At 39.4% G+C, this 20604-nt stretch carries 20 protein-coding genes; 13 read left to right on the top strand and 7 right to left on the bottom strand.

Annotation, left to right across the window (positions count from 1 at the left end):
- Positions 1 to 6: 6 nt before the first annotated feature.
- The 7 genes from ACE1CC_RS08315 to ACE1CC_RS08285 all read left to right on the top strand — a co-directional run bounded on the left by ACE1CC_RS08315 (position 7) and on the right by ACE1CC_RS08285 (position 7988).
- Positions 7 to 846, top strand: coding sequence for a hypothetical protein (locus ACE1CC_RS08315; RefSeq protein WP_413270002.1), 840 nt, complete (start codon positions 7 to 9; stop codon positions 844 to 846).
- An 84-nt stretch (positions 847 to 930) separates the two neighbouring features.
- Positions 931 to 2766, top strand: a complete 1836-nt coding sequence (locus ACE1CC_RS08310) for a primase-helicase family protein (RefSeq protein WP_413270001.1) — start codon at positions 931 to 933, stop codon at positions 2764 to 2766.
- 138 nt (positions 2767 to 2904) lie between these two features.
- On the top strand, positions 2905 to 3525 hold the full coding sequence (locus tag ACE1CC_RS08305; RefSeq protein ID WP_413270000.1) for a hypothetical protein: 621 nt from the start codon (positions 2905 to 2907) through the stop codon (positions 3523 to 3525).
- Between the two features lie 86 nt (positions 3526 to 3611).
- A complete protein-coding gene (locus ACE1CC_RS08300) occupies positions 3612 to 6197 on the top strand; it encodes a DNA polymerase (RefSeq protein ID WP_413269999.1) in 2586 nt (861 codons plus the stop codon).
- 131 nt (positions 6198 to 6328) lie between these two features.
- Positions 6329 to 6973 carry a hypothetical protein gene (locus tag ACE1CC_RS08295; protein ID WP_413269998.1) on the top strand — a complete coding sequence of 215 codons (645 nt, stop codon included), beginning with the start codon at positions 6329 to 6331 and terminating at the stop codon, positions 6971 to 6973.
- Positions 6948 to 7292: a hypothetical protein gene (locus ACE1CC_RS08290; protein WP_413269997.1), complete on the top strand. Its 345-nt coding sequence runs from the start codon at positions 6948 to 6950 to the stop codon at positions 7290 to 7292. The genes ACE1CC_RS08295 and ACE1CC_RS08290 overlap by 26 nt, the downstream gene beginning before the upstream one ends.
- A 75-nt stretch (positions 7293 to 7367) precedes the next feature.
- Positions 7368 to 7988 carry a methyltransferase domain-containing protein gene (locus ACE1CC_RS08285; protein ID WP_413269996.1) on the top strand — a complete coding sequence of 207 codons (621 nt, stop codon included), beginning with the start codon at positions 7368 to 7370 and terminating at the stop codon, positions 7986 to 7988.
- A 765-nt stretch (positions 7989 to 8753) separates the two neighbouring features.
- Here ACE1CC_RS08285 and ACE1CC_RS08280 read toward each other — a convergent pair.
- Together ACE1CC_RS08280 and ACE1CC_RS08275 are read right to left on the bottom strand one after the other, a co-directional pair.
- On the bottom strand, positions 8754 to 9164 hold the full coding sequence (locus ACE1CC_RS08280) for a response regulator (RefSeq protein WP_413259854.1): 411 nt from the start codon (positions 9162 to 9164) through the stop codon (positions 8754 to 8756).
- 31 nt (positions 9165 to 9195) lie between these two features.
- Positions 9196 to 9432, bottom strand: a complete 237-nt coding sequence (locus ACE1CC_RS08275; RefSeq protein ID WP_413259853.1) for a DUF1816 domain-containing protein — start codon at positions 9430 to 9432, stop codon at positions 9196 to 9198.
- A gap of 209 nt (positions 9433 to 9641) precedes the next feature.
- On the opposite strand from ACE1CC_RS08275, the gene ACE1CC_RS08270 reads away from it, so the two are divergent.
- Genes ACE1CC_RS08270 through ACE1CC_RS08260 form a run of 3 tightly spaced genes read left to right on the top strand, consistent with a single transcriptional unit; the run spans position 9642 to position 14033 of the window.
- Positions 9642 to 11111: a hypothetical protein gene (locus ACE1CC_RS08270; protein WP_413269995.1), complete on the top strand. Its 1470-nt coding sequence runs from the start codon at positions 9642 to 9644 to the stop codon at positions 11109 to 11111.
- A gap of 32 nt (positions 11112 to 11143) precedes the next feature.
- Positions 11144 to 13321 (top strand): phage tail family protein, encoded by a 2178-nt coding sequence (locus tag ACE1CC_RS08265; RefSeq protein WP_413269994.1) that lies wholly within the window; start codon positions 11144 to 11146, stop codon positions 13319 to 13321.
- A 1-nt stretch (position 13322) separates the two neighbouring features.
- Positions 13323 to 14033, top strand: coding sequence for a hypothetical protein (locus ACE1CC_RS08260; protein WP_413269993.1), 711 nt, complete (start codon positions 13323 to 13325; stop codon positions 14031 to 14033).
- Here the strand turns inward: ACE1CC_RS08260 and ACE1CC_RS08255 are convergent.
- Positions 14028 to 14345, bottom strand: coding sequence for a hypothetical protein (locus tag ACE1CC_RS08255; protein WP_413269992.1), 318 nt, complete (start codon positions 14343 to 14345; stop codon positions 14028 to 14030). The genes ACE1CC_RS08260 and ACE1CC_RS08255 overlap by 6 nt on opposite strands.
- A 96-nt stretch (positions 14346 to 14441) precedes the next feature.
- Here ACE1CC_RS08255 and ACE1CC_RS08250 point away from each other — a divergent pair, with 96 nt between their 5' ends.
- Genes ACE1CC_RS08250 through ACE1CC_RS08240 form a run of 3 tightly spaced genes read left to right on the top strand, consistent with a single transcriptional unit; the run spans position 14442 to position 16565 of the window.
- Positions 14442 to 15035: a phage baseplate assembly protein V gene (locus ACE1CC_RS08250; protein ID WP_413269991.1), complete on the top strand. Its 594-nt coding sequence runs from the start codon at positions 14442 to 14444 to the stop codon at positions 15033 to 15035.
- Positions 15036 to 15039: 4 nt separating this feature from the next.
- Complete coding sequence (locus tag ACE1CC_RS08245) at positions 15040 to 15405, top strand: hypothetical protein (RefSeq protein WP_413269990.1); 366 nt, start codon at positions 15040 to 15042, stop codon at positions 15403 to 15405.
- Entirely contained in the window at positions 15402 to 16565 is a 1164-nt protein-coding gene (locus ACE1CC_RS08240; RefSeq protein ID WP_413269989.1) for a baseplate J/gp47 family protein, read from the top strand. The genes ACE1CC_RS08245 and ACE1CC_RS08240 overlap by 4 nt, the downstream gene beginning before the upstream one ends.
- Positions 16566 to 16610: 45 nt before the next feature.
- Here ACE1CC_RS08240 and ACE1CC_RS08235 read toward each other — a convergent pair whose 3' ends face one another.
- The 4 genes from ACE1CC_RS08235 to ACE1CC_RS08220 are packed head-to-tail and all read right to left on the bottom strand — an operon-like array spanning position 16611 to position 20319.
- Positions 16611 to 17231, bottom strand: coding sequence for a GNAT family N-acetyltransferase (locus tag ACE1CC_RS08235; protein WP_413269988.1), 621 nt, complete (start codon positions 17229 to 17231; stop codon positions 16611 to 16613).
- 2 nt (positions 17232 to 17233) lie between these two features.
- The gene (locus tag ACE1CC_RS08230; protein WP_413269987.1) at positions 17234 to 17842 is read right to left on the bottom strand and encodes a phosphatase PAP2 family protein; all 609 of its coding nucleotides are present in this window, start codon (positions 17840 to 17842) and stop codon (positions 17234 to 17236) included.
- A 48-nt stretch (positions 17843 to 17890) separates the two neighbouring features.
- Positions 17891 to 18961: a hypothetical protein gene (locus ACE1CC_RS08225; RefSeq protein WP_413269986.1), complete on the bottom strand. Its 1071-nt coding sequence runs from the start codon at positions 18959 to 18961 to the stop codon at positions 17891 to 17893.
- Between the two features lie 26 nt (positions 18962 to 18987).
- Complete coding sequence (locus ACE1CC_RS08220; protein WP_413269985.1) at positions 18988 to 20319, bottom strand: KAP family P-loop NTPase fold protein; 1332 nt, start codon at positions 20317 to 20319, stop codon at positions 18988 to 18990.
- Positions 20320 to 20604: the final 285 nt, after the last annotated feature.

Raw genomic sequence — 20604 nt, 5'->3', positions numbered from 1 at the left:
ATAAGTATGCAGTTCGTAACAGAAGAAGTAAAAAGCTTGTTCAACCGCGCTAAGTTTTCCAAAGAAAGAACTGAGATCCCGAATGACCATCCTGCGATCGCAAGAGTTCAGAATGTTATCGATGATGCTTTGAGCATTTTAGGTCTTACAAATGTTTTCCTATCCCGTACTCGCTTCACTTACACAGTCATCTATAAAGATGGTGAAGTAAACATTTATGCTCCATACGTAGGCAGTAAAGACGGTGTGGCTGTTCTGTGTTGGGGTGATGAAAAGTTCCCCATTAGCGACATTAAATCAGACCTAGACATTATTGAAGACAACAAGCGGTTTTTACTTGAGGTTGCTGATGAAGAGGGCAACGCGCTTGAGTTAACTATGATGGTACGCCGCAAGGACAAAGACGGCAATGATGTCAAGTTTGAGAAAGCAGAGTTACGTAAAGCCTTAAAGCAAGGTCGCTTAGGTGAGTACCTTTCTCAGTCATTCGTTAAGCCTCTGAAACTCAAGGACGTTCAACCTGGTACTTACACTGTCACTGGTTACGAGTCCCGTATTTATGAAGGCGACGTAAAATACACGCTATTTCTAGAAGGTGTCGGGGCTGTCTCAGCTAACACAGCGTTAAATAACCGCTTGAGCTTTGAGCCTGAGATCACCCCAACAAAACCAGCAACTTTAGTTATTTCTCCGTCAACTAAGACAACTAACCAAGGTCATCCTATTATCCCTACCCAGTTAACCACTGCTAAAGACTTAGAGATCCCGGTTTTTGACTTCTGTGATGGACTTGTAACAGATAACTTTGCTGAAGATGAAAACCTAGTGGATAACATCGCTTTCTAAGCTAGTTGACTAGTATATGAAGGCTCTAGGGTTAACTTAGAGCCTTTTTTATTCACCAAGACACTAACCAAAGTCAACAACACTATGCCTAAGAAAACATCACCAGGACAAGACAAAGGTAAGACTGGGTATAGCAACATGAGTAACCAAGACTACAACGCTACGCATGAAGAAGAAACAGTAAGTATTTCTCTTCATTCCTATGCTGAGGTGATGGGAATATTGATCGCAGACCTTGACTATAAAGGCTTTCAGCTTATCGCTTCACCTTTAGGCGAGTTCTGCGGTTATGAAGTCTACACAAAAAGTAAACTGTCAATACCTGGTATAAAACCAGACGATAACTTCTGGTACTGGAAGCGAGTAGACCCTACCAATACTGGAGAGCGTTTAAAGTTCATTGCTGCTGTTCGTAGTGCGATCGAGGGGCATTTAGAAGAGGCAAGCAAAGAGGAAGCACGATACTGGAAAGAAGTGTGGTCATGTTTCGCAGATAAATCAGCCGATGTTACCAGCAAAGTCTTTATACACAGTCGGACTGAAGCATCTACTTACTATCGAAACAAGAGATCGGCGCTATTGGGGACTAGTGGCGGGTTTAAGTTCGTTCCTAAAGTTGAATGGTTTCCAGTTCAACTACAAAACTATGATGCTAGAGACTTGCTGACGCTTTTACCCGATGCTGAGGCAAAACAGTTAATGTTGCTCTTAGGTCGCTTAATGGCTGGTGCTAATGGTACTGAGGCTGTAGAAGGCGTGATAGAGCATACTTTCCGGTCTATGGCGCTCATCGTTGGGAACACAGCCGGAATGGGTAAGAGTACTTTTCTGGGTTACATCAGTTCTGCTTTAGTTCAGCTTGGTTATGCTACCAACTGGATAAATACCAATGACACGCGGTTTGGTTGGGGAGAGGTAGCGACTACAGACTTGGCTATTGTAGACGACTTGACAGAAGAGGTACAAAAACGCCTGATCCGAGATGTGCGTATTAAGTCCATAGTTTCCAACAACTACCTAAAAGTAGAAGAGAAAGGGATCGCAGCAGTATCAGTAAGAGCAACATCGGTAGTTTTGGGGTGTACTAACCTCTCTAACTACTCCCACTACATCGGTATGGATAGCGGTAGCATATCGCGCTTAAACCAGCTTGACACCTTCAGTAAGACCGACTTAGCCGCTAAATATCCTCATGTGCCAGATGCCCGGATCAAGCCATTCTGGGAAGCTAAAGCCGAAGAGATGAGAGTCAGTGAGTCAGTTTTGGCGATGTACTTGCTCAGACGATCGCTTGACTTATTTCTTGACGTAACTGGCTATGATGTCACATCAGCAATGTTAGTCAAGGATAGGTCTAAAGACAGGCTGGAAGAGGTCAATAATGAGCTTAGAAAGCAGTTTCGGATCGATATCAACATTAGTCATGCTGAGGAACTGACAAGGGTAGCGGCACATTTAGCGGCGCTAGTTATTGCTGATAGCCGTCAGAGCGATCGCACAGAGTTAGAGCAAGGTCTGAAGGCTTTGGAATATTGTCCAGAGCTATTATTGACTGTTGCTGAGTTGTTCATCGATCAGGCTAAAATGCCAGATGAGTTAAAGGGACTAGCACTTTCACAGATGAGCCTAGCTGTTCGGAAGTACCTCAAAGCTCAGATCAGTGACCTTAGACAACTGGCAATAACTAAGACTTTTGAAGAAGCTTTTGCTATCATCATCAAGCATTTCAAGAGTACCAAAGGTTTTGGTTATCCGGTCGCATCATCCCACTATCAGAACCTATGGCAAGCTGAAAAGCGACAAGTAGTAGAACTCGTTACGGAATACGAGAAACTGCTAGAAAATGGCTTTAAACTGCCTAAAGCCGTGCGTAACGCAATGGATAGCATGAGATCGTTGTTAACCGAAATGACTGAATAGCCTACTGGTTAACCTGTGTGTAAACATATATTACACTGGTTGACATGGTTAGTAAGCCAGTGTTAGCTTTTGAATATCAACACTAGTTAACCAGTTTGCCTAACCATGTTACCAAGACAATATCAACAACTAACCAGAATGAAGACTACAGAGAACAGAGGATACAAAAAAGGGGACACAGATTTTGCTAAAGCTTACAATGAGGGACTAGATGAGGAAACGCGGATCTTGTGTTTTTTAAATAGGTTGCCTGGAATGGCAGTATTAGCCACAGAAGAGATACACGACCAGTTTAATGATATTGACTGCTATCTCAATGGAGTCCCAACAAGTATCAAGACTGAACACGCCGGAACCCGTTATGGGCATATATATGTGGAACTGGCTACACAACGCTTTCAGCCGTTTGACTGGGAAGAGTCAGAAAGTGAAATGATGAGTAAGTTATTGAAACAGTATTTTATAAAGAAACGAAACGATAAAGCTTACCGCCCGTCTTGGTGGTTTAAAGGTAAAGCCGAACAGTACCTTATTCTACAGGGTGAGATTTTGTACCTGATCAGAAAGTCTACTATTGCCGAAATGTTGGAAAAAGGACAGATAGCAAGGGTTTTAGGTTTATCGGCTAAAACGCTGTTACAACAAGGCAATAAAGATACTATTTGCGCCTTCTTTAATATCTCAGAAGTCGAGAAAGTGGCAGAATGGCAACTACCCAACCCAACAGCTAGACCCAAGCCATTAAAAGCTATTGCGTAAAGTATCACCTTTTTATTACACTAATACTAGTTGACATACTAGGTTAACTAGTATTAGTATTAAACCATCACCAAGACATTAATACCATGACTAAAGTTAAAAAACTCTCGGACTCGCTACACCAAAGAGTTTTAGGCTACAGTCCCGCACCTTGGACAGCCAAAGTATTGAAGACAGCAGAAGACAACTGGCGTAAAGCAGGCTTATTGGATGCAGAAGACTTGACCGAACTGGTAGAACTTCCTTTACCTGAGTGGTTTGGTAAATATCAGGATATGCTCAGTAAAGCGGTTTTTAAGTATGGCATACCTCATATTGTACGCTTAGACGCTTTTGCACAAATAGACATCCCAGAGATACCCGAAATAGCTCCATATTCTAAAGTTTCTGGCTGGTACAAGTGGACGGGCAATAGTTGGAAACCGGGAAAAATAGCCGATGACAGCACTCTGGTTATAGACTTTGAAACGGTTAATGTACCTACTGATGACTACAAAGATGTTTGGTGTCCCGTCTGTGCAGTAGCCTACACTATCGATGGTGACTGGTTTTTATGGTTGGCAGATCTGGATAACCTGACAACTACCATTGACTTTCCCAAAGGCTGTACAGTTATTAACCATAACGTACAGTACGATCGCCAGTTTTTAAGAAGTGAGTACTATTACAAAGACTCAGGCAACCGCTTCTTTGACACTATGGCAGCTTGGATCGCTTGCCGGGGTATTTCAAACCAGCAACGTCCTGTGTTACTTAAGACTGAGGAAACCTACCGCCCTGACTGGTGCGATGAAACCGCTACAAATGGCTTAGATGCTGTTTATCAGTTTTATTTTGGTGACGATCTCGACAAAGGTGTTAGAGATGCCTTAGTCGCTGAAGGTTTACCGTTTGTCCGTAAAAACCTCTCTGATGTAGTGAAATACTGCCTTAAGGATGTACAAGCAACTATTAAGGTATTTCAGGCAGTATACCCGGAAAATAAGCGCCATAGACCTTCTTTAATATCTCAGACAGCACAGTTACTCTTGGGGTCTTGTTGGTTGCCTTTGGATGGCGATCGCTTTCCTGAGTATTACCCTAAAGCTGAAGCTGCTTTTGATGCGGTGATGTCGGTAGTAGATGCCCGTATCGCTGAAAGATGGGCAGAAGTTTCAGAATGGGTGCAAACTTACTACAAATGGTCAGACGATAGCATCAAAGCTTTCAAAGCTAACCCAGATCAGGTGTTGGCAACTTATTTAAACCAAGTGCCGCTACAGTGGCGATCGCTAGACTGGACACCCGGACTATCCGGCAAAACCAAGGGACTACCCAAATGGTTTAGGACTACTAAGCTAGAAGACTTAACCTTAAAGTCGAGACTGACTCCGATACTTTTAGAGCTTAAATGGCGTGGTGAGGATGTTTTATGGAATAACGATCTAGGCTGGCATACTGAAAGCTTTGGTTGTCTACCTCACCCGGAAAAGCGGGGGCAAAAAGTTACAGACATCTTTGCTAAAGGCTTTATTCATGCTGTAGAAGAAGACGTTTTGACAGCGCCAGGGGGACTGCAAGAGTTACTAAGGTCTGTGATGTCTACGATCAACTGGGTATCTTTAAGAAAGAGAGTTGCAGCCATCCACACCGAGCAACTAGAAGGCTATCCAGTAGTTTTACCTCAGCTAGTGGTCACAGGCACAATAACGGGCAGATGTGCGGACAACCTTTGGCAAGTAGCAGCCAACCCCAAAAAAGCCCGGATAGGGACAGAGTTAAAGTCGATGCTTTCCCCTATGAAGGGTTACACCTTTGTCGGTGCTGACGTTGACAGCCAAGAACTATGGATCGCGTCGTTGTTGGGTGATAGTATTTCTGGCTTTTGCGGTTCCACTGCGTTAGGTTTGGCGGTAACTATCGGGTTAAAAGAACAAGGATCGGACGTTCATAGTTTACAGGCAACTAAAGCAGGTATTAAGCGAGATCTGGCTAAAAACATGGTGTATGGCATGGTTTACGGCTTAGGGCTTAAAGGATGTACCGACTATCTCTTAAAAGCTCTACCTCATAAGTCAGACGGGGAATGTAAGCAGATGGCTCAACAGTTCCTTGATGTCTTCAAAGGGGTTAAGTCAGACCATACAGGGCATTACATGAACGGTTTAGCGTCTGACTGTTTCAACGTTTTAGAGCAGGCAGTAAAGAAACCAGGTCAACCAACACCAGTTTTAAAATGCAGAGTTACTAAGAGTCTCGACGGTACTAAGGACTATCAGACAACCAAGATCAACCGAATAATACAAGCGTCAGGAGTTGACTTTCGGGATATGTTGGTCTGTCTGCAACGTCTTTTTTATGACCTGCTAGGGATCGATGGTCGTCTGTTAATGACTATTCACGATGAGATCAGGACTGTGGTAGCAGAAGAAGACAGCTATAAGGCAGCTTACGCGCTACAACTGGCACATTTAGCCGTTAGAGCCTCATTTATCGATAGTTTAGGCTTAGACTGCATACCTGCTAACGTTGCTTGGTTCTCAGCAGTTGACATCGATCCTTACTGCCTGAGAAAAGATCCATCCGATCCTCAACTTACACCAAGTCAGACAGAGCCGATCGCTAAAGGTCAAGCGGTATCGCCTAAGCAGTTGTTTGAATACCTGCAAAACAACCCAGAAACTTTATTCTAAAACCTTGTACACAACACAGGTCAACCTGTATTAGAATAAGGGAACAGCTTACAAATACCAGGGGGCTAACCATTCCCCCTGGATAAACCAAGACATTAACTTATCAACACTAGCCATAGGTCAACGTAAGTATGAGCTACAGCTACAGCGATAATATTGCCTCTATTATAGTCATTCTGGGCAACTCAGGAGCAGGCAAAGACACGGTTACAGAGGTGTTAAAAGCCGAAGTGGGTAACTGTATCGTGCATAAATGGTCTGCACCTATGAAGAGAATGCTTGAGTATGCTTACGACTTGCCTACTGGTAGCTTAGAGGATAGAGAGATCCGATCGCAGGAAGTGCCAGATATGCCGGGGGTAACTTATTTAGACCTGATGGTAAGATGCTTTGAGTTTTTCCCAAAAATAGACCCTTTAATGATGATCAGAAAAGTTTTTCGAGCTATTCAGTCAGATGTAAAAAATAAAGGGAAAATAGTTATCTCAAATGACTTACGTAACCCACTAGAAGCTGAGGCGATCGCTAACTTGGCTATTTATTATCCTCTACACATCATAAGAGTAGAACGAAAGGGCTGCAAAGGTTTAAAGTCTGATAAGTTCCTTAAAACCAACTACCAAACTTTGTTAAAGGTTGCTAAAACTGCCCATATTGTTAATAACAATGGAACGTTAAACGACCTCAAACAAGCTACGAAAATGTTAATAAATGTCCGTTTAAAACCCTTATTACAGGAGACTAAAAGCAGTGTGTTCATTGGTCAACTTGGCTAGAGAGTATGGTATCTACTTAGATGCCTTTACTAAGAAAAGACTTGAGTTATTATCCTATAGCAAAGTATTAGCTGTAGGTATTGTAAACTGGGACGATCGTTATAACAGATATACTCAACAAGTGAGAGACAAAAATATCGTTAGGTTCCCTGATAACTCGGAACTACATCAACAGTTGATGATAGATCTAGATACTTTTGAGTTTCAGGCTGAAGAGTCCCCAGACAAAGCTTTGTACTGCTACACCATTGGAGAGGATAGTGAGTTACATTTCTCCATTTTTTCACAGCCTAAACAGCATCTAGCCACAGCTTGTTAAGCTTTTACTGGTTGACCTGCATTGTTTGCTAGTGTTATAGTAAAGAGACAAAGCAAACACCAAGACATTTAACTTATGACAGTAGCCACAGCTAACCCAAGACATCTGAGCAACAGCAACGAGCATTTTACTCCAGACTGGCTATTAGATGCTGTCAGAGAGGTTTTAGGCAGTATTGACTTAGATCCTGCTAGTTGTGAAGAAGCAAACAAGCGGGTAAACGCTCAGATGTTTTATGATGCTGACTCTTGCGGGGTCGGTGCGTTAGGTCTTGACTGGGATAGTAGAGAGGTTAATGAGGCTGGTCAACTAGTTGTTAAGCCTGCTAATGTGTTTTGTAACCCACCAGGCGGTAAGGTAGCGAATAAGTCTCAGATAAAGCTTTTCTGGAATAAGTTGATCGAGCAAGTAGAAAAAGGAAATATCCGACACGCGCTATTTTTGGCGTTTTCTGTCGAGGCGTTACAGTCCACACAGAAGAAAACTGACAAGGCTATGTTAGACTTTCCGGGCTGTATGTTCAAAGACAGAGTGGCTTATGTTCAACCAGGGGGAAGTATTGCTAAGTCACCACCTCACAGCAGTTCTATCATTTACATTCCTGGTACTTTTGACGCTACCGATCGGTTTTTCCGGGTATTTCATGGCAAGTTAGGCAAGTGTTGGAAACCTGTAAACGGTCATTTAGTAAGGTAAAACACAGAACTGTAGGCTGATAAACATCCTTCGTTAACTAGTTATTATGTCCTTAACGGATACCGCGTAGTCCTCAAAACAATAATGCTCTTAATAGTAGAGACTCAAAGCCCTGCTTTCAACCGAGCAGGGTTATTTTCTTCCCCGCGTGTTTTTGAAGCTTAACAACCTTTCCGAAAATATGTGCGATCGGAGTCCCAAAGTTTTTTATTATTATTTTCAATGTTTGTTAGGAAAAACACACAACTATAGCATGATAAATATTCTTGGTTAACTTATTAAGATGCAAATACAGAATTCATCAAAACTATGCTCCTGACGGCGAGTATTTCATAGCCCCGCTTTACGGCCAAGCGGGGTTTTTATTAGCAAAGAATTATAATGGTTGCTGTTGATGGTTTACAATATTTTAGTTAGGAAAAACACAAAACTTAAGACTGATAAATAAGCTAGCTTAAAGAGTATAAACTTAAATAAAATTACTAAAGCTATTCGTATGCTGAAGAACCCTACTTTTACAGAGTAGGGTTTTTTATTTGTAGCTAAACCAAGTTTTCTCTATGAAAATTTACTAAAAAATATATAACCATAGCATGATAGACAGGCTTGGCTAACTAGTTAAGATGTGTTTAAAGGAAAACATAACAATTATCCAAAGTGCTATTTTATAGACCCTAACGATCAACTTGGTAGGGTTTTAATTCGTCAATTATAGGTTACTTAAATTATTAACTTATGACTCACAATAATTAATATCAAACAGTTTTATCGTGGTTCAGTAAGGTTAGCAACAACTTTTACTAAATCATCAATATCAACAGGTTTAGATAGATGTTTCTGAAAACCTGCGGCAAGTGAGCGAATACGAGCGTCATCCCCAGTAGCCCCCGTCACAGCGATCGCAGAAATATTTTTACCTCTTTGTGCTAGACGGGCTTTTATCTCACGAACCAACAAACATCCATCTCCATCTGGTAAGGTAATATTGCTGATTACAATATCTACTTCATAGCTTTCTATTATATCTAAAGCTTCACTTGCAAAAGTTACTGTTATTATCTCTGCTCCTACTTCTTCAAAGATAATATTATATAAGTCTCTTGTGTCTGGATCATCTTCTACTATCAAAACTCGAAAACCTTTTAAAATTTGTTTCGGTATATTGTCATTAGCCATTTTTTCCTTTTTTATGAATTTTGAGTATAATCTATAATGCTTGTTCACAAATGGTCAAAACATCAGGCTGACAGCGTTTGATTAACACTTCAAGAACTTGAGAATTTTCACTTTCTAAATCCTCAACATAACCTAAACTAGCTTTCTTGGCTTCAACAAAATGTTGGAAAGAGCCAAAATAGTAAACGCAGAAAGGTTTAGCGGTAGTAATTTCTACCCACCAAGGCATATCCTCATTGGATAACTCTAATTGAACTGCTACTTTCATTACTGTTTTATATTGTTTGCAACACCTGATATCGTTTGTTCTTAAGTGTTCTACAAAACAAGTGATAATAAAAACATTCTTTAGTAGTATTAAATGTTAAGTTTAATTGTATGAAAGCAAACTAAGAGCTTTTATTGCAAGAGGAGTAAACCTCTAAATCACTTCTAGTTAACTCTAACAACGTAGGTTTAGTGAAAAGTTTAAAACCTATGTTACCTGAGAAAGTATTAGCTAAAAGACTAGAACAAAAACATACTGACTATGACTACTACAAGGAAGCTTGGGAAACGATCGCACAACTAAGAGAAGGATCGCCAGCTATTCTTCAAAATGCTACTAAATATTGCCCTAGACGACCGGGGGAAGCTGAAGACATTTACCAGATAAGGCTTAGTAAGTTGTCTTACACTCCGTTGATGAGTTATCACATCTTCCAATATGTCTCTAAGTTAATATCAGCGCCCGTCTATTTATCTGGGGTTGAAAATGAGAGTTATTGGGCAAAATGGCGATCGTCAGTGGATGCCAAAGGTTTAGATGAGCTTGGCTTTTTATCTAATATTTTCAGTTGCTTACTATATTTCGGTCGCTGTTACATCGCCTTAGATTTACCGAGTCAGGTCAAAAAATACCGATCGCACTGGGAAGCACAGGACGATCAAACTATGCCTTATGTCTTGCTCTATGAGCCTTTAGACGTTCTTAACTGGTCTGACGATAGTTGGTACATCACAAGACAAGTAGAAACCACAGGGGACGCGCTAGACGAGCCTAAGATCGTCTGTAGATGGCTGGTAAGGACAAAGGAAGAAGTTAGCCGATATTCAGCCGAAGTTAAGGTTAATTCAGCAGGTAGACCTGTTGAGATCCTATCTGATACCAAATGGCTACCGATAGACCACCCTAACGCCGTAGTTTACCAAGATAGCCAATGGTTACACGGCTTAGGCAGATGTCCTATTTTATGCCTTGAGTTACCCTCAGAAGCTTGGATCGGTAAAGCAGTCTATAGAAAACAGGTGCAACACTTACAAATAGAGTCAGCATGGACGGATACAGGAACGATGGCGGGTATTATTCAGAGGTTGTACACGCCTACACCGCCCGTTGCACAGACCGATCCTAGAGTTGTTTACCAGCCTCAACCTGACTACAACCAACTGAGTAAAGCCGATAACGCCCACATTCTGATCGGGTCTAACTTTGAGTTTAAAGAAAGCTCTGGGAGTGCGATCGGTAACTTATCCTCTCAACTGCAAATAATAGAAGGACAGTTGAAATACTTAGCCTCTATGAGTTTTGCCAGTGTCACCAAAGGGGCTGTTATGCAGTCTGGAACGTCTAAAGGTTTCGATATGGCGATGATGGCTGATGCGATGAAAGCTTACGGGGCAAAGGTTAGGCAGTTTTATGAGGACATTTTACAGCTTGTCGCCAAACTATCGAACTCATCAGAAGACATCAGAGTACATGGTCTGAGTACATATTCTGTAGACAACCTGGAAACTATGCTAACTCAGGCAGAAAAGCTGGAAAGTTTACCGCTTTTACCGCCTACAGTAAAACGCATCTGGTACGGGAAACTAGTTAACCTGCTAGTTGGTACTGTTTCCCCTGATGTTTCAGTGAAAATAGAAGAGGAGTTAGACAGCATCTTAAAAGAAGAGTTCAATAAATGACGTGGTAGCCATAGTTAGATATTCAAAAAGCTATGGCTCAAAATACTGTCACAGTTAACTTAGTTGCTAATAACTTTGTTACAGGTGCTATTCAAAATATTAAAAACTCTATTGGAAGTTTAAGCGGTACAGCTAACAGTTTCGCCGCTAACTTTATGGCTAACCTTTCAATGGTTGGCTTAAACCTTGCTATTAACAAAGTTAGAGAACTGGGTAGCACCATTGTAGAGACTAGTAAGCTGCAAACTACAATGTTAGCGACCGCCTCAGACGTTGGGACTAACTTAGGGGTCGGTTTTGATAAAGCTAAAAATGTAGTTGCTCAGACTAATGATGAGATCGCTAAAATGGCGGCTGCTCTACCTGGTACTACAGCCGGATACAACGCCGTTTTTAATAGTTTGGCTGGTACTTTGGCTAAACAGTTTAGAGGCGATACAGAGCAGTTTTCTCAAGTGGCGATGGACATTACAAAGCGCGTAGGGGTACTCGCTTCTATTCGTAATGTTGACCCTGGTCAGTCTGGGGCTGTTATCGAAAGGTTGATCAATGGTTCATCAGGTTTTGCAGAACTGGCACAAAATGACATCTTGCAGAAAAATGCTGTGTTTAAGCAGGCGCTAATAGACCAAATGACCGCGCTTGGCATTGACCAAAAGCAATGGAAACAGTTAAGTAACGATGTCAGGCTAGGTATTGTCCGAAAAGCTTTAACTGTAGCCACTCCAGACACTTTGATCGATGCTTTTAACGGGACTGTAGACAGCACGATCGAGTCTATTAAGTCCAACCTGTTCGATCCAATGATCGGGGTGTTTGGCTTTCTGCGAAAAGTCCCCAGTGCTGAAGGTCGAACGGTGATCGATGCTGTACAAGGCTTTTTACAAGCTTGGTTAGGCTTTTCTGAGTCAATGGGTAAGTTAGCATCGCGTCTGGGGTTTAACTTCGATCCGTTGGAACCACTGATCGGAGTAATAGACTTTTTAGCTGACATCGGCAATACTGCCCACCTGTTGATCACTGATAGTCCTCAGAAGGTTTTTAAGAACCTGAGTGGTAACGTTGAGGACTGGGTAAAAAACTTTTCTAACAACTTCACTGATGCGATCGCATCTCTGCCCAAAGTCGATCCGGTTGCTATTGGCTACTTTTTCGCTCAAGTGGTCAACCAAGTTAATGACCTGTTTAACTCAGTTCTGAATAATACTGACTGGTCTGCTTTAGGTTTTGCGGTTGGGGACTTTATCGGTAAAGCTGTGGTTGCTTTTGGGGCATTCTTAGTTAGCCGTGACTGGTCAGACATTGGTCAGCAGTTTTTAGCCGTTGTTTTAGCTGCTATTAAGTTGATTGGGGGGTTGATCCTTGGTGCATTGAATGGGTTACTTAGCGCCGTAAGAACTAACCTCTATGATGCTGCTATCAGACCACTACAGGACATTGAGAACCTAGTTAACCAAACTTGGCAAGGTATCATCAGGTTTTTTAAAGGTCTATACGATAAGGTAACTAGCTGGTTAACAGATATAGTAAACCAGTTAAAACCTCAGAACGTGCTTAGTAACTTAGGCGCTACTGTAATACCGCAACCTATACAGCAGGCGGTCAGCAGTGCTACACAAGGGGTAGGTGGTATAGGTCAAGCTGTCATAGATGCTGTAACAGCGCCTATCAAAGGGTTAGGGAACTTAGGGCAAGGACTACTAAACCGCGTCACAGGTCAGCAGAATAAGCCAACGACTGACCAAAATAGACCAAATAACAACCAAGTTAGACCAACAGTTAACCAGCGTAACGTAACCAATAACAATCAAACTACAACAACCGTCGATCAGCGCCGCGTCAGCAATACTGTCAACCAAGTTAGACCAGTCTCTAACCCAAGGGTACAGGTTAACTTGCCTAATATATTGGCTAGTGTACCTAGACAGTTAACTGGTATTTCTTCTATAACTCCTTTGACTACTAGCAGAACTAACCCAACTGCTCAAAATAGAGTTAACCAGAGCCTAGTTAACCCTGTGGCTGCTTTACCCATCAGACAGCCTCAAGTTCAAAATAGTACAGCTAGGACTCAACAGGTCAACCATTTTAACCCTCAAGTTAATGTTGAGATGACAGGTACAGACGCTAACCCGGATGCTGTAGCACAGGCAGTTATGGACAGGATAACGGTAGGATATCGCAGCTTTTTAAGGCAGCAAATAGCGTAATATGTACCAGGAAAATGTAGTAAACAAACTAGCTAAAACAGAAGCTTCTCAGGTCTGGGGTAAACTAACAGGAACTAAGACGACTTGGGACTTTTTAGTAAACCCTGAGACTATAGACTGGGATCATTCTGGGGAATATAGCAAGCTACCAGTTTTAAACACTGAGCAACCATTAGTTAAGTATAAATATTCTGAAAGTGTCGTAGCTTTTCCCAGAGTTTTGTTTGTTACCAAGGATAATAATAGGGACTTAGACCCTTTATTAAAAGCCTTGGTTGACTTAGTAAAACCTGTGAAAAATGGGGATAGTCCAGAGCTTTTAAAAGTAGAGTTAGGAGAGGTAAAGATCGCTAGATGCTACTTAAAAGGGGTAAAAATAACTGAGCAACAGTGGCGATCGGGTAAATGCGTAATGGCATCTGGTAGCCTTGAGTTTATCTTAGCGCCTGAGATACCAAAAACAGTTATAGAAAGCAATAACACCACTCAGTTAACCGAGAGAGAACAAGCGAGTAATGCTCAAAAAGTTAAAGATGCTGTGACCAATAATAAAACCTTAGCGACTCAGTTAAATGTAAAACCCAGTGATACCTTTAACGTTAACTCTAGTGGTCAAGTTTCTGTTAGTGGTATCAATGGGGGTAGAGTTAATATTGGTAGTCTTAGCGATATTTTAGGTAGTAGTTTAAGACCTGGTTTAAAAGGACTATAACTTTCCTTGGTATTTTGCCAAACGTCTACTGAGTTCTAGTTCTAAAGTGTTAATAAAGCCTTTTAAAATGGTTGTAGACTGGTTTAGAGCTATTTCCATTCGGTAGTTTTGTCTGAGGTTTTTTATTAAAGCCTGAGCGTCTTTTCGGCTCAATTCCGTATGTTTATACTCTGAGATAAGCTTTAGTATTTCCTGAGTTCTTTCAGCTTTAGAACCATCAGCAAAATAGCCATTGTAAACCAGGTCTAGGTCTATCCCATACCTTATCCGTAAAACTGCTGTTTCGATCGCTTCTTGTGCATCATTAACCATTACTTAAACCCTTTATTGCTACACCTTAGTTCTGAGGTTTCTTTAACCTTTCTTGTTTCAAGTTTAACACAGGTCAACCTGTTATGTCTACATAAAATGGATGATATTTATCAGGCTTTATCACAAGCGGGTAAAGCTTTTCACGATGTACAAGAGCTAATAGGGCGATCGCAAGGAATACAAAGCGCCGTAGTCCTCAGAACTGAAGACCCTGACGGATACGGTAGGATACAGGTTTTACTGCCCTCTAAGGCTGCACGATCGGAGTCTGACTGGATATATCGACTGATGCCTTGGCATGGTTTGAGCGTTCCCGATCCATTGCCGGGGGATGTTGCTATGGTTGGCTTTCTGGATGGAGATCCCCATAAAGGCGTTTTACTGGGTATCGTTACCAATGACTCTAACCCTGCTGATCAAGAGAAAAGATGGCGATATTATTTAGGCGAGAAAGTCTTTTTAGTAGTAGCTGAAAAGTATTTGAGCTATCAGGTAGGTAATACTTTAATCTACCAAGATGCTGAAAATGATAGTGTAACTTTAAAAGCGGGGGATACTACCCTAAAAATAGATAAAAATGGGGATGTAAACTTTACTAATATTAAAAACTTTAGGATAAACGGGAAACAAGTTTTAACTATTGGTTCTAAGGATGATGACGGAGATTACAGCATAACAAGAGGCTGGTAAAACTATGGCAACTACTAAAAAGGAAACTGGTTTTAACTACCCTTTGAGCTTCGATGCTTATGGCTCTATTCTGTTAGTTTCAGATTACCCAGAAAGGGTTAAGCAGGCTATGTTGTCAGCACTATTAACCAGGCTTGAGGAAAGGGTATGGTTTCCAGAATACGGACTAAACGATCGCGAGTTTAGAGCAGCTTACCCATTGCCGCAACAGCTACGCATTATCAGAGAATGCTTAGATCTGGCTTTAGCAGGTTTTCCAGATGTTAGTTATCTTCTCAGAGGTGCGATCTTAGAAGGCGGTGAGGTTTATCTAGAGGTACTTTACCAGGTAGCAGAAGAGGAAGAAAAAAGCTTAGGTTTGTATTTATGAAATATGAGGATATCCAGAAAATACAGCTAGATCCCGATGATGATGAGGCATTATTACAACAAGCATTTTTAAGGGTAAAAGCTGCTAGTAATAACCGGATAACAGACTTTACTTTAGGTAGTCCTGTATCTGCATTATTAGAAGGGCAAGTCTTTGCAATGGCTGAGTTATTCTGGTATTTAAACCAGTTACCAGAAGCTTTGGCTATTGAAGTTTTTAGGCTTGCTGGTATTCAAAGATCTTTAGGAACTAAGGCAACCGGGGATGTTACTGTTCTTTTAAATGCACCTTTAAGAGATGCTTTTATCATTTCAGCAGGTTATCAAATACCTTACAAAGATAGTTATTTTGTGACAACTGAACAGCTAGTTATTCCAGCCGGGGCTATTTCTGGAGATGTGGCAATAGAAGCGGCAACAGAAGGATCGTCATTTAATGTTGCAGCTTACGGCTTAGTCGTTCCTAACCCTGGTTTAGCTTATGTACAAAGCATTTATAACTTAGAGAATATTGTAGGCGGTAGCGACTTAGAACCGTTAGACACTCTGGTAAAAAGAGCGCAGTTTGTTTTACGTTCTAGAGAGGTTTTAGTTTCTAAAGAGGACTTTGAACAGGCAGCACAAGACCTATTAGGTGCGGGATCTAGAGCTAGTTGTGTTCCTTTGTTGATGTCGAATAAAGAAACTAAAGCGCCGGGGCAAGTCCACTTATTTCTAGTAGATGGTAGAGGGGAGCCGCCTAGTTTAGCTACTTGTAATACTATCAAAAATGCTTTACAAGAAAGGTCTTTTGCTGCTAGTTCAGTTTGGGTATCTCCTGTTAACTTAGAACCCGTTTATGTTGAGGTGACAGCAACGACTGAGCAGATAAGTATTGACTTAGCAAATAGATGCTATGAAGCTTTGAAAGAATATGTTAACCCATCTGGTACTTATCCATTAGGCGGTAGTTTGTTCATCAATGAACTTGAATATATTTTTAGAACTGTAGCAGGTATTACTAGGGTTGAGTCAGTTTTGATCGATGGACAACCTTTAAATAGGGCTATGCCAAACCTTTACAGTACGCCACTTATAGACACTTTGGCAGTGTCGTTAGTTCAGCCAGATAGTGTTAACTACACTTATTATTTGGGTAATGGGACTGGAGATACTGACTGACTAGTTACTGTAAATAAAATTGCTTAATATAATTAAAATGTTAGCCTAGTGACTACAGTTAGGACGAAACATTGTAAAGGTGTCAATGCCATTTATATTCAATTTATTTGTTGTGTAATAGCCAAAGTGTTGATATAAAGTTACATTATATGGATTTGCTGTCTCAAGATATATCCCCGTTGATAGGGAATGAGTTTTTGAAAGTGCATGAAGGGTATCAAGTAGAGGACGAGCATATCCTTTCCCTTGAAAAAGTGGATGTACACCCAATAGGGATAAGTAGTAATGAGGTTCTTGAGGATGGTATGGAGCTAGGAGTCTTAGATTGTCCAAAATATTCCAAGCTACAAAGGGACTGATACCGAAAATTACTTGTCGTAACCAACGAATCTGCTCCCTGATAGGTAAGTGGTTTTCTGGTTCTTGAAACACTGCCACTGCTATCACTTGAGAATCTTTGATTACAGCCAAAATTGGCTGTTTAGCCGCTACTTGCATAGTTATGGTAGCCCGAAATAGCAAATATAGAGAAGTAAGAACCTTTTTCCCTTTTGCTTTTGTTTTACAGATTTGACTAAGACCAGAACTATCCTCAAATGCCATTGCTAAGAATTCTGCAATTTTGTTGATTTGTGTTTCATCAGGTTTAATCAAGTTAATTTGCATTTTTACCTACCTATACCTATTTTTATGACGGAGGAGAAATTACCGATATAGAAACTAACTATGCCTAGTAAAATTCCACTAATAACATCTAGAAAGTAGTGCTGTTTCACAAACATAGTTGACAAGATTATTGATACCACAAAAACACCCATTGGCACTTTTAAGTTTGGAAAAATCTTAATCCAATATAGAAAAGAAATAAGCGATAAGGCTACGTGCAAGCTAGGAAAGCAATTGTATGGTTGGTCTTTAGAATATATAAATAGTACAAGTTTAGAAAATATATCTGTATCATTAATGCTAGGACGTGGTACATGAGTTTGGTAAACAGCATAAACTATAGCTGCTATCGCTTGACAAAATACAAATGATATAGATATTTCTTTAAAGAGTCTAGTAAAAAAAATGAAGTATAATAGTGTAATTACCAAAAATGGGATATATAAGATATAAGGAACACTAAAAATTGGTATTAAAGGAATCCAGTCATCTATTTCTAACTTAATTATGTGTACCGCTTCTGTTGGTTTGTTTAACGATGGATACAATAAGAAGCTTAGAAAAACTAACAAGGCATAAAAGCTTCTAAGAATTTTTGTTGAATTTAACACTTGATTACTCCTTATTTTGGTTGTGTATGTTCATGTTACTGGATGTTATTACCATAATGCACCGATATTTCTTAATATTTTGATAGCGGGAAGCAATAATGTTATAAATGTAGGAAAAAATATAGGATGCCTACGTAGAATCTTATTAAATATATTTATGGGAATATAATTTTCTATAAGATAAGATGATTCATGAATAATTTTTAGTTCATTTAACTTGTCTTCCAGTTTTGTATAGACTTCTTCATAATAAAAATAACCTACTGTTATAGTAATAACTCCAGTAATCATTATCAGACAATAAGCCCAAAATGCTCCGGTTTTACCCACGATTGAGAGAGTTTCTTGAAACAAGAACATTTCGCAGAATACAATTATTGCACTACAAAAAAACAAGGAAGAATATATACCTGCTACAGCAATAAATTTTATAGAGAAGTAATCCAATGCAGGGAAATTATAGGGAATCCCGTAAGCATGAGCTTGAGCAATGCTATGAATAGAATCTAATACTTTAATAACCGAACATTTTAAAATATTTAATGTACTTCCATTTTTCAAAAAAGCATAAAAACTGATCGAGAAAACAAAAATAGCTAATCCCAAAAAATTAACAGCAGAATATAGTAAATAACACAAATATGGGTATTCATAAGAGTTAAAATAACTTTTAGGCTCTCCAGTCTTTTTATTGCGTTTTTTAAACCGTTTCCAATAAGATCCATACTTTTCAGGTGGATCTTTGAATTCTTTTTTTTCTAAGTCTTTAAGAATATTTGGCCCTTTTGAGAAGTGAATCCAACCCAATATGTATAAACTTATTAGCAATAAAATGAGGATAACACAATAACTAATATTTAGGAAGCTATATTCTATTTTAGTGGCTGTGTCGAGACGAAAAAATTCTCTAGTCTCTTTGCCAAATACATATATAAGTAAATATAGGGTATTTCCGATTAAAATCCAGCTACGGTTGAACTCCAGCCAGAAGCCTTTTTCTCCTCGATATGTAGATTTCCATATATCGCTGCTGTATTTTCTATAAGCTAAGTGGAGTGATATAGCACTTATGCCTAAAAAGATGAATCCAATTCCAATTACCGAAACTATAAAAGCCATAGTTTCTCCTAATATTGCTCTAATAATTAAGGCTTTTCTTGATTTTGGTTACTGATACTAGCCCTGCCTGATTGAGATAATATATTAAGAATGGTTTTCAACTCTTTACTATCACTAATATCAGGATCAAAATTATTAGCGACCCCTCTTCTCAAAAAACTGTTTAAATCGCTATTATAGATAAATTTTTTGCAATCAGGATATTGTTCTAATAAATTATTGAATTGATCAGTTTCAGATTTCTTAGTTTGAGCATTTAATATTTGTATCAATTTGCTCATAAAAAAGAAATTAAGTGTAGGCAGCATATCATATAAATCGGGGAAATATATTTGTATAAGTAAAACTTTGGCTAACTTGGGTAGTAGGTTTTGTTCTATTTTCAGGTCTATAGCTATATTTTTTACTAGATACCAAGCAATAATAAATTGCTTGCTACGACGCAAATTCCCTTTAGTAGCTATCAGAAGCATATCCCATATATCATCCTCTGCTGGAGCAATTTCATATAAAGTATCTTTCAGAACCGATTTTACAGCTTGTGAATCTTTATCTGGCAAGAAAAAGTTAAGTTGTATGATTTTTTCTACATATTCTTTGCCAGTTATAGTAGAGTCTTTATACCGTTGAGAAACTGCTTGCTCTATAACTCTTTTATCAATTCCTATAAAAAACACACAACGTGATTGATCTAAATAAAGTTTTAGTGCTTCTAATACCGCAAGTGCATTTTCTGGTAAGCAACGATCTAGGTCATCAATAAAAACAAAAAGTTTTTTGTTTTTATCTTCTCCTAAATAAGCTTGAACTATCTTATTAAAGTTAGTTTCAAATTCATTGATAGCTGTGTAATGATCGCTCAAGGCTTTAATTAAATCTAACTCGCGTAATTGGTCTTGTGGAAGTTTCAGATCATCTTGTGATAATTCCACATCAGTATATTTCTTTATTTGTGTTCTGATTAGCCCCGTGAAAAGCTCTTTAGATATATCATAAGCGTGTAGCCCTATATTTTTAGCAAGCCTTTTAATGTCTTCATTAAGTACTTTATTATCTCTGGTGTTATTTTCCAGTTCAACTAAAATAGTTTGAATTAAAGCATTCCAAACCGCTTCTTTTTTATCATATTTCCATGAATTGAACCAAATCGTTTTCTGAGATGCCGAAGCTTGTGATTCAATTTGACGCATTAAAGTAGTTTTTCCACTACCCCAAGATCCAAAAATTCCAACAGTAAATGCTCCCTCTTGATTTTCTGTTACTCTCATGGCTATATCAAGTAACTGTTTGGCATACAAAGTGAAATTTAGATGAGGGTCTTTACTAATTCCATCACTATAGGGAATAGGATTAAGCATAATTCTTTGAAACTTTAATATGGATTAAATTATTTAATTATATATTAACACAAAAAAAATGTCAATAGAGGTATTTGCAATGGAAAAGAGGTGTAAAAACCAGAAGATAAGTAGGTAATAAAAGTTATAGGGCTTGATTACTTTAAGTGTAACTGGACTCATTAGATAATTATTCTTTGCTAAACCGTTAGATCCGGAAAATCTGAAAATATTTTTGAACAAGAATGACCAAACCAAGCCTAGTAGGGTCAAGGAATCGATCAATAACACGCTGGTTGATTTACA

This window comes from Floridaenema aerugineum BLCC-F46, from assembly GCF_041929345.1.
GTDB classification, from domain to species: domain Bacteria; phylum Cyanobacteriota; class Cyanobacteriia; order Cyanobacteriales; family Aerosakkonemataceae; genus Floridanema; species Floridanema aerugineum.
Note: the sequence above shows the minus strand (reverse complement) of the source record. Positions and strands in the feature narration are given on the sequence as shown.

Coding starts and splice junctions, on each gene's coding strand:
- ACE1CC_RS08315 (WP_413270002.1), top strand. CDS start 7: ATGCAGTTCGTAACAGAAGAAGTAAAAAGCTTGTTCAACCGCGCTAAG.
- ACE1CC_RS08310 (WP_413270001.1), top strand. CDS start 931: ATGCCTAAGAAAACATCACCAGGACAAGACAAAGGTAAGACTGGGTAT.
- ACE1CC_RS08305 (WP_413270000.1), top strand. CDS start 2,905: ATGAAGACTACAGAGAACAGAGGATACAAAAAAGGGGACACAGATTTT.
- ACE1CC_RS08300 (WP_413269999.1), top strand. CDS start 3,612: ATGACTAAAGTTAAAAAACTCTCGGACTCGCTACACCAAAGAGTTTTA.
- ACE1CC_RS08295 (WP_413269998.1), top strand. CDS start 6,329: ATGAGCTACAGCTACAGCGATAATATTGCCTCTATTATAGTCATTCTG.
- ACE1CC_RS08285 (WP_413269996.1), top strand. CDS start 7,368: ATGACAGTAGCCACAGCTAACCCAAGACATCTGAGCAACAGCAACGAG.
- ACE1CC_RS08280 (WP_413259854.1), bottom strand. CDS start 9,164: ATGGCTAATGACAATATACCGAAACAAATTTTAAAAGGTTTTCGAGTT.
- ACE1CC_RS08275 (WP_413259853.1), bottom strand. CDS start 9,432: ATGAAAGTAGCAGTTCAATTAGAGTTATCCAATGAGGATATGCCTTGG.
- ACE1CC_RS08270 (WP_413269995.1), top strand. CDS start 9,642: ATGTTACCTGAGAAAGTATTAGCTAAAAGACTAGAACAAAAACATACT.
- ACE1CC_RS08265 (WP_413269994.1), top strand. CDS start 11,144: ATGGCTCAAAATACTGTCACAGTTAACTTAGTTGCTAATAACTTTGTT.
- ACE1CC_RS08260 (WP_413269993.1), top strand. CDS start 13,323: ATGTACCAGGAAAATGTAGTAAACAAACTAGCTAAAACAGAAGCTTCT.
- ACE1CC_RS08255 (WP_413269992.1), bottom strand. CDS start 14,345: ATGGTTAATGATGCACAAGAAGCGATCGAAACAGCAGTTTTACGGATA.
- ACE1CC_RS08250 (WP_413269991.1), top strand. CDS start 14,442: ATGGATGATATTTATCAGGCTTTATCACAAGCGGGTAAAGCTTTTCAC.
- ACE1CC_RS08245 (WP_413269990.1), top strand. CDS start 15,040: ATGGCAACTACTAAAAAGGAAACTGGTTTTAACTACCCTTTGAGCTTC.
- ACE1CC_RS08240 (WP_413269989.1), top strand. CDS start 15,402: ATGAAATATGAGGATATCCAGAAAATACAGCTAGATCCCGATGATGAT.
- ACE1CC_RS08235 (WP_413269988.1), bottom strand. CDS start 17,231: ATGCAAATTAACTTGATTAAACCTGATGAAACACAAATCAACAAAATT.
- ACE1CC_RS08225 (WP_413269986.1), bottom strand. CDS start 18,961: ATGGCTTTTATAGTTTCGGTAATTGGAATTGGATTCATCTTTTTAGGC.
- ACE1CC_RS08220 (WP_413269985.1), bottom strand. CDS start 20,319: ATGCTTAATCCTATTCCCTATAGTGATGGAATTAGTAAAGACCCTCAT.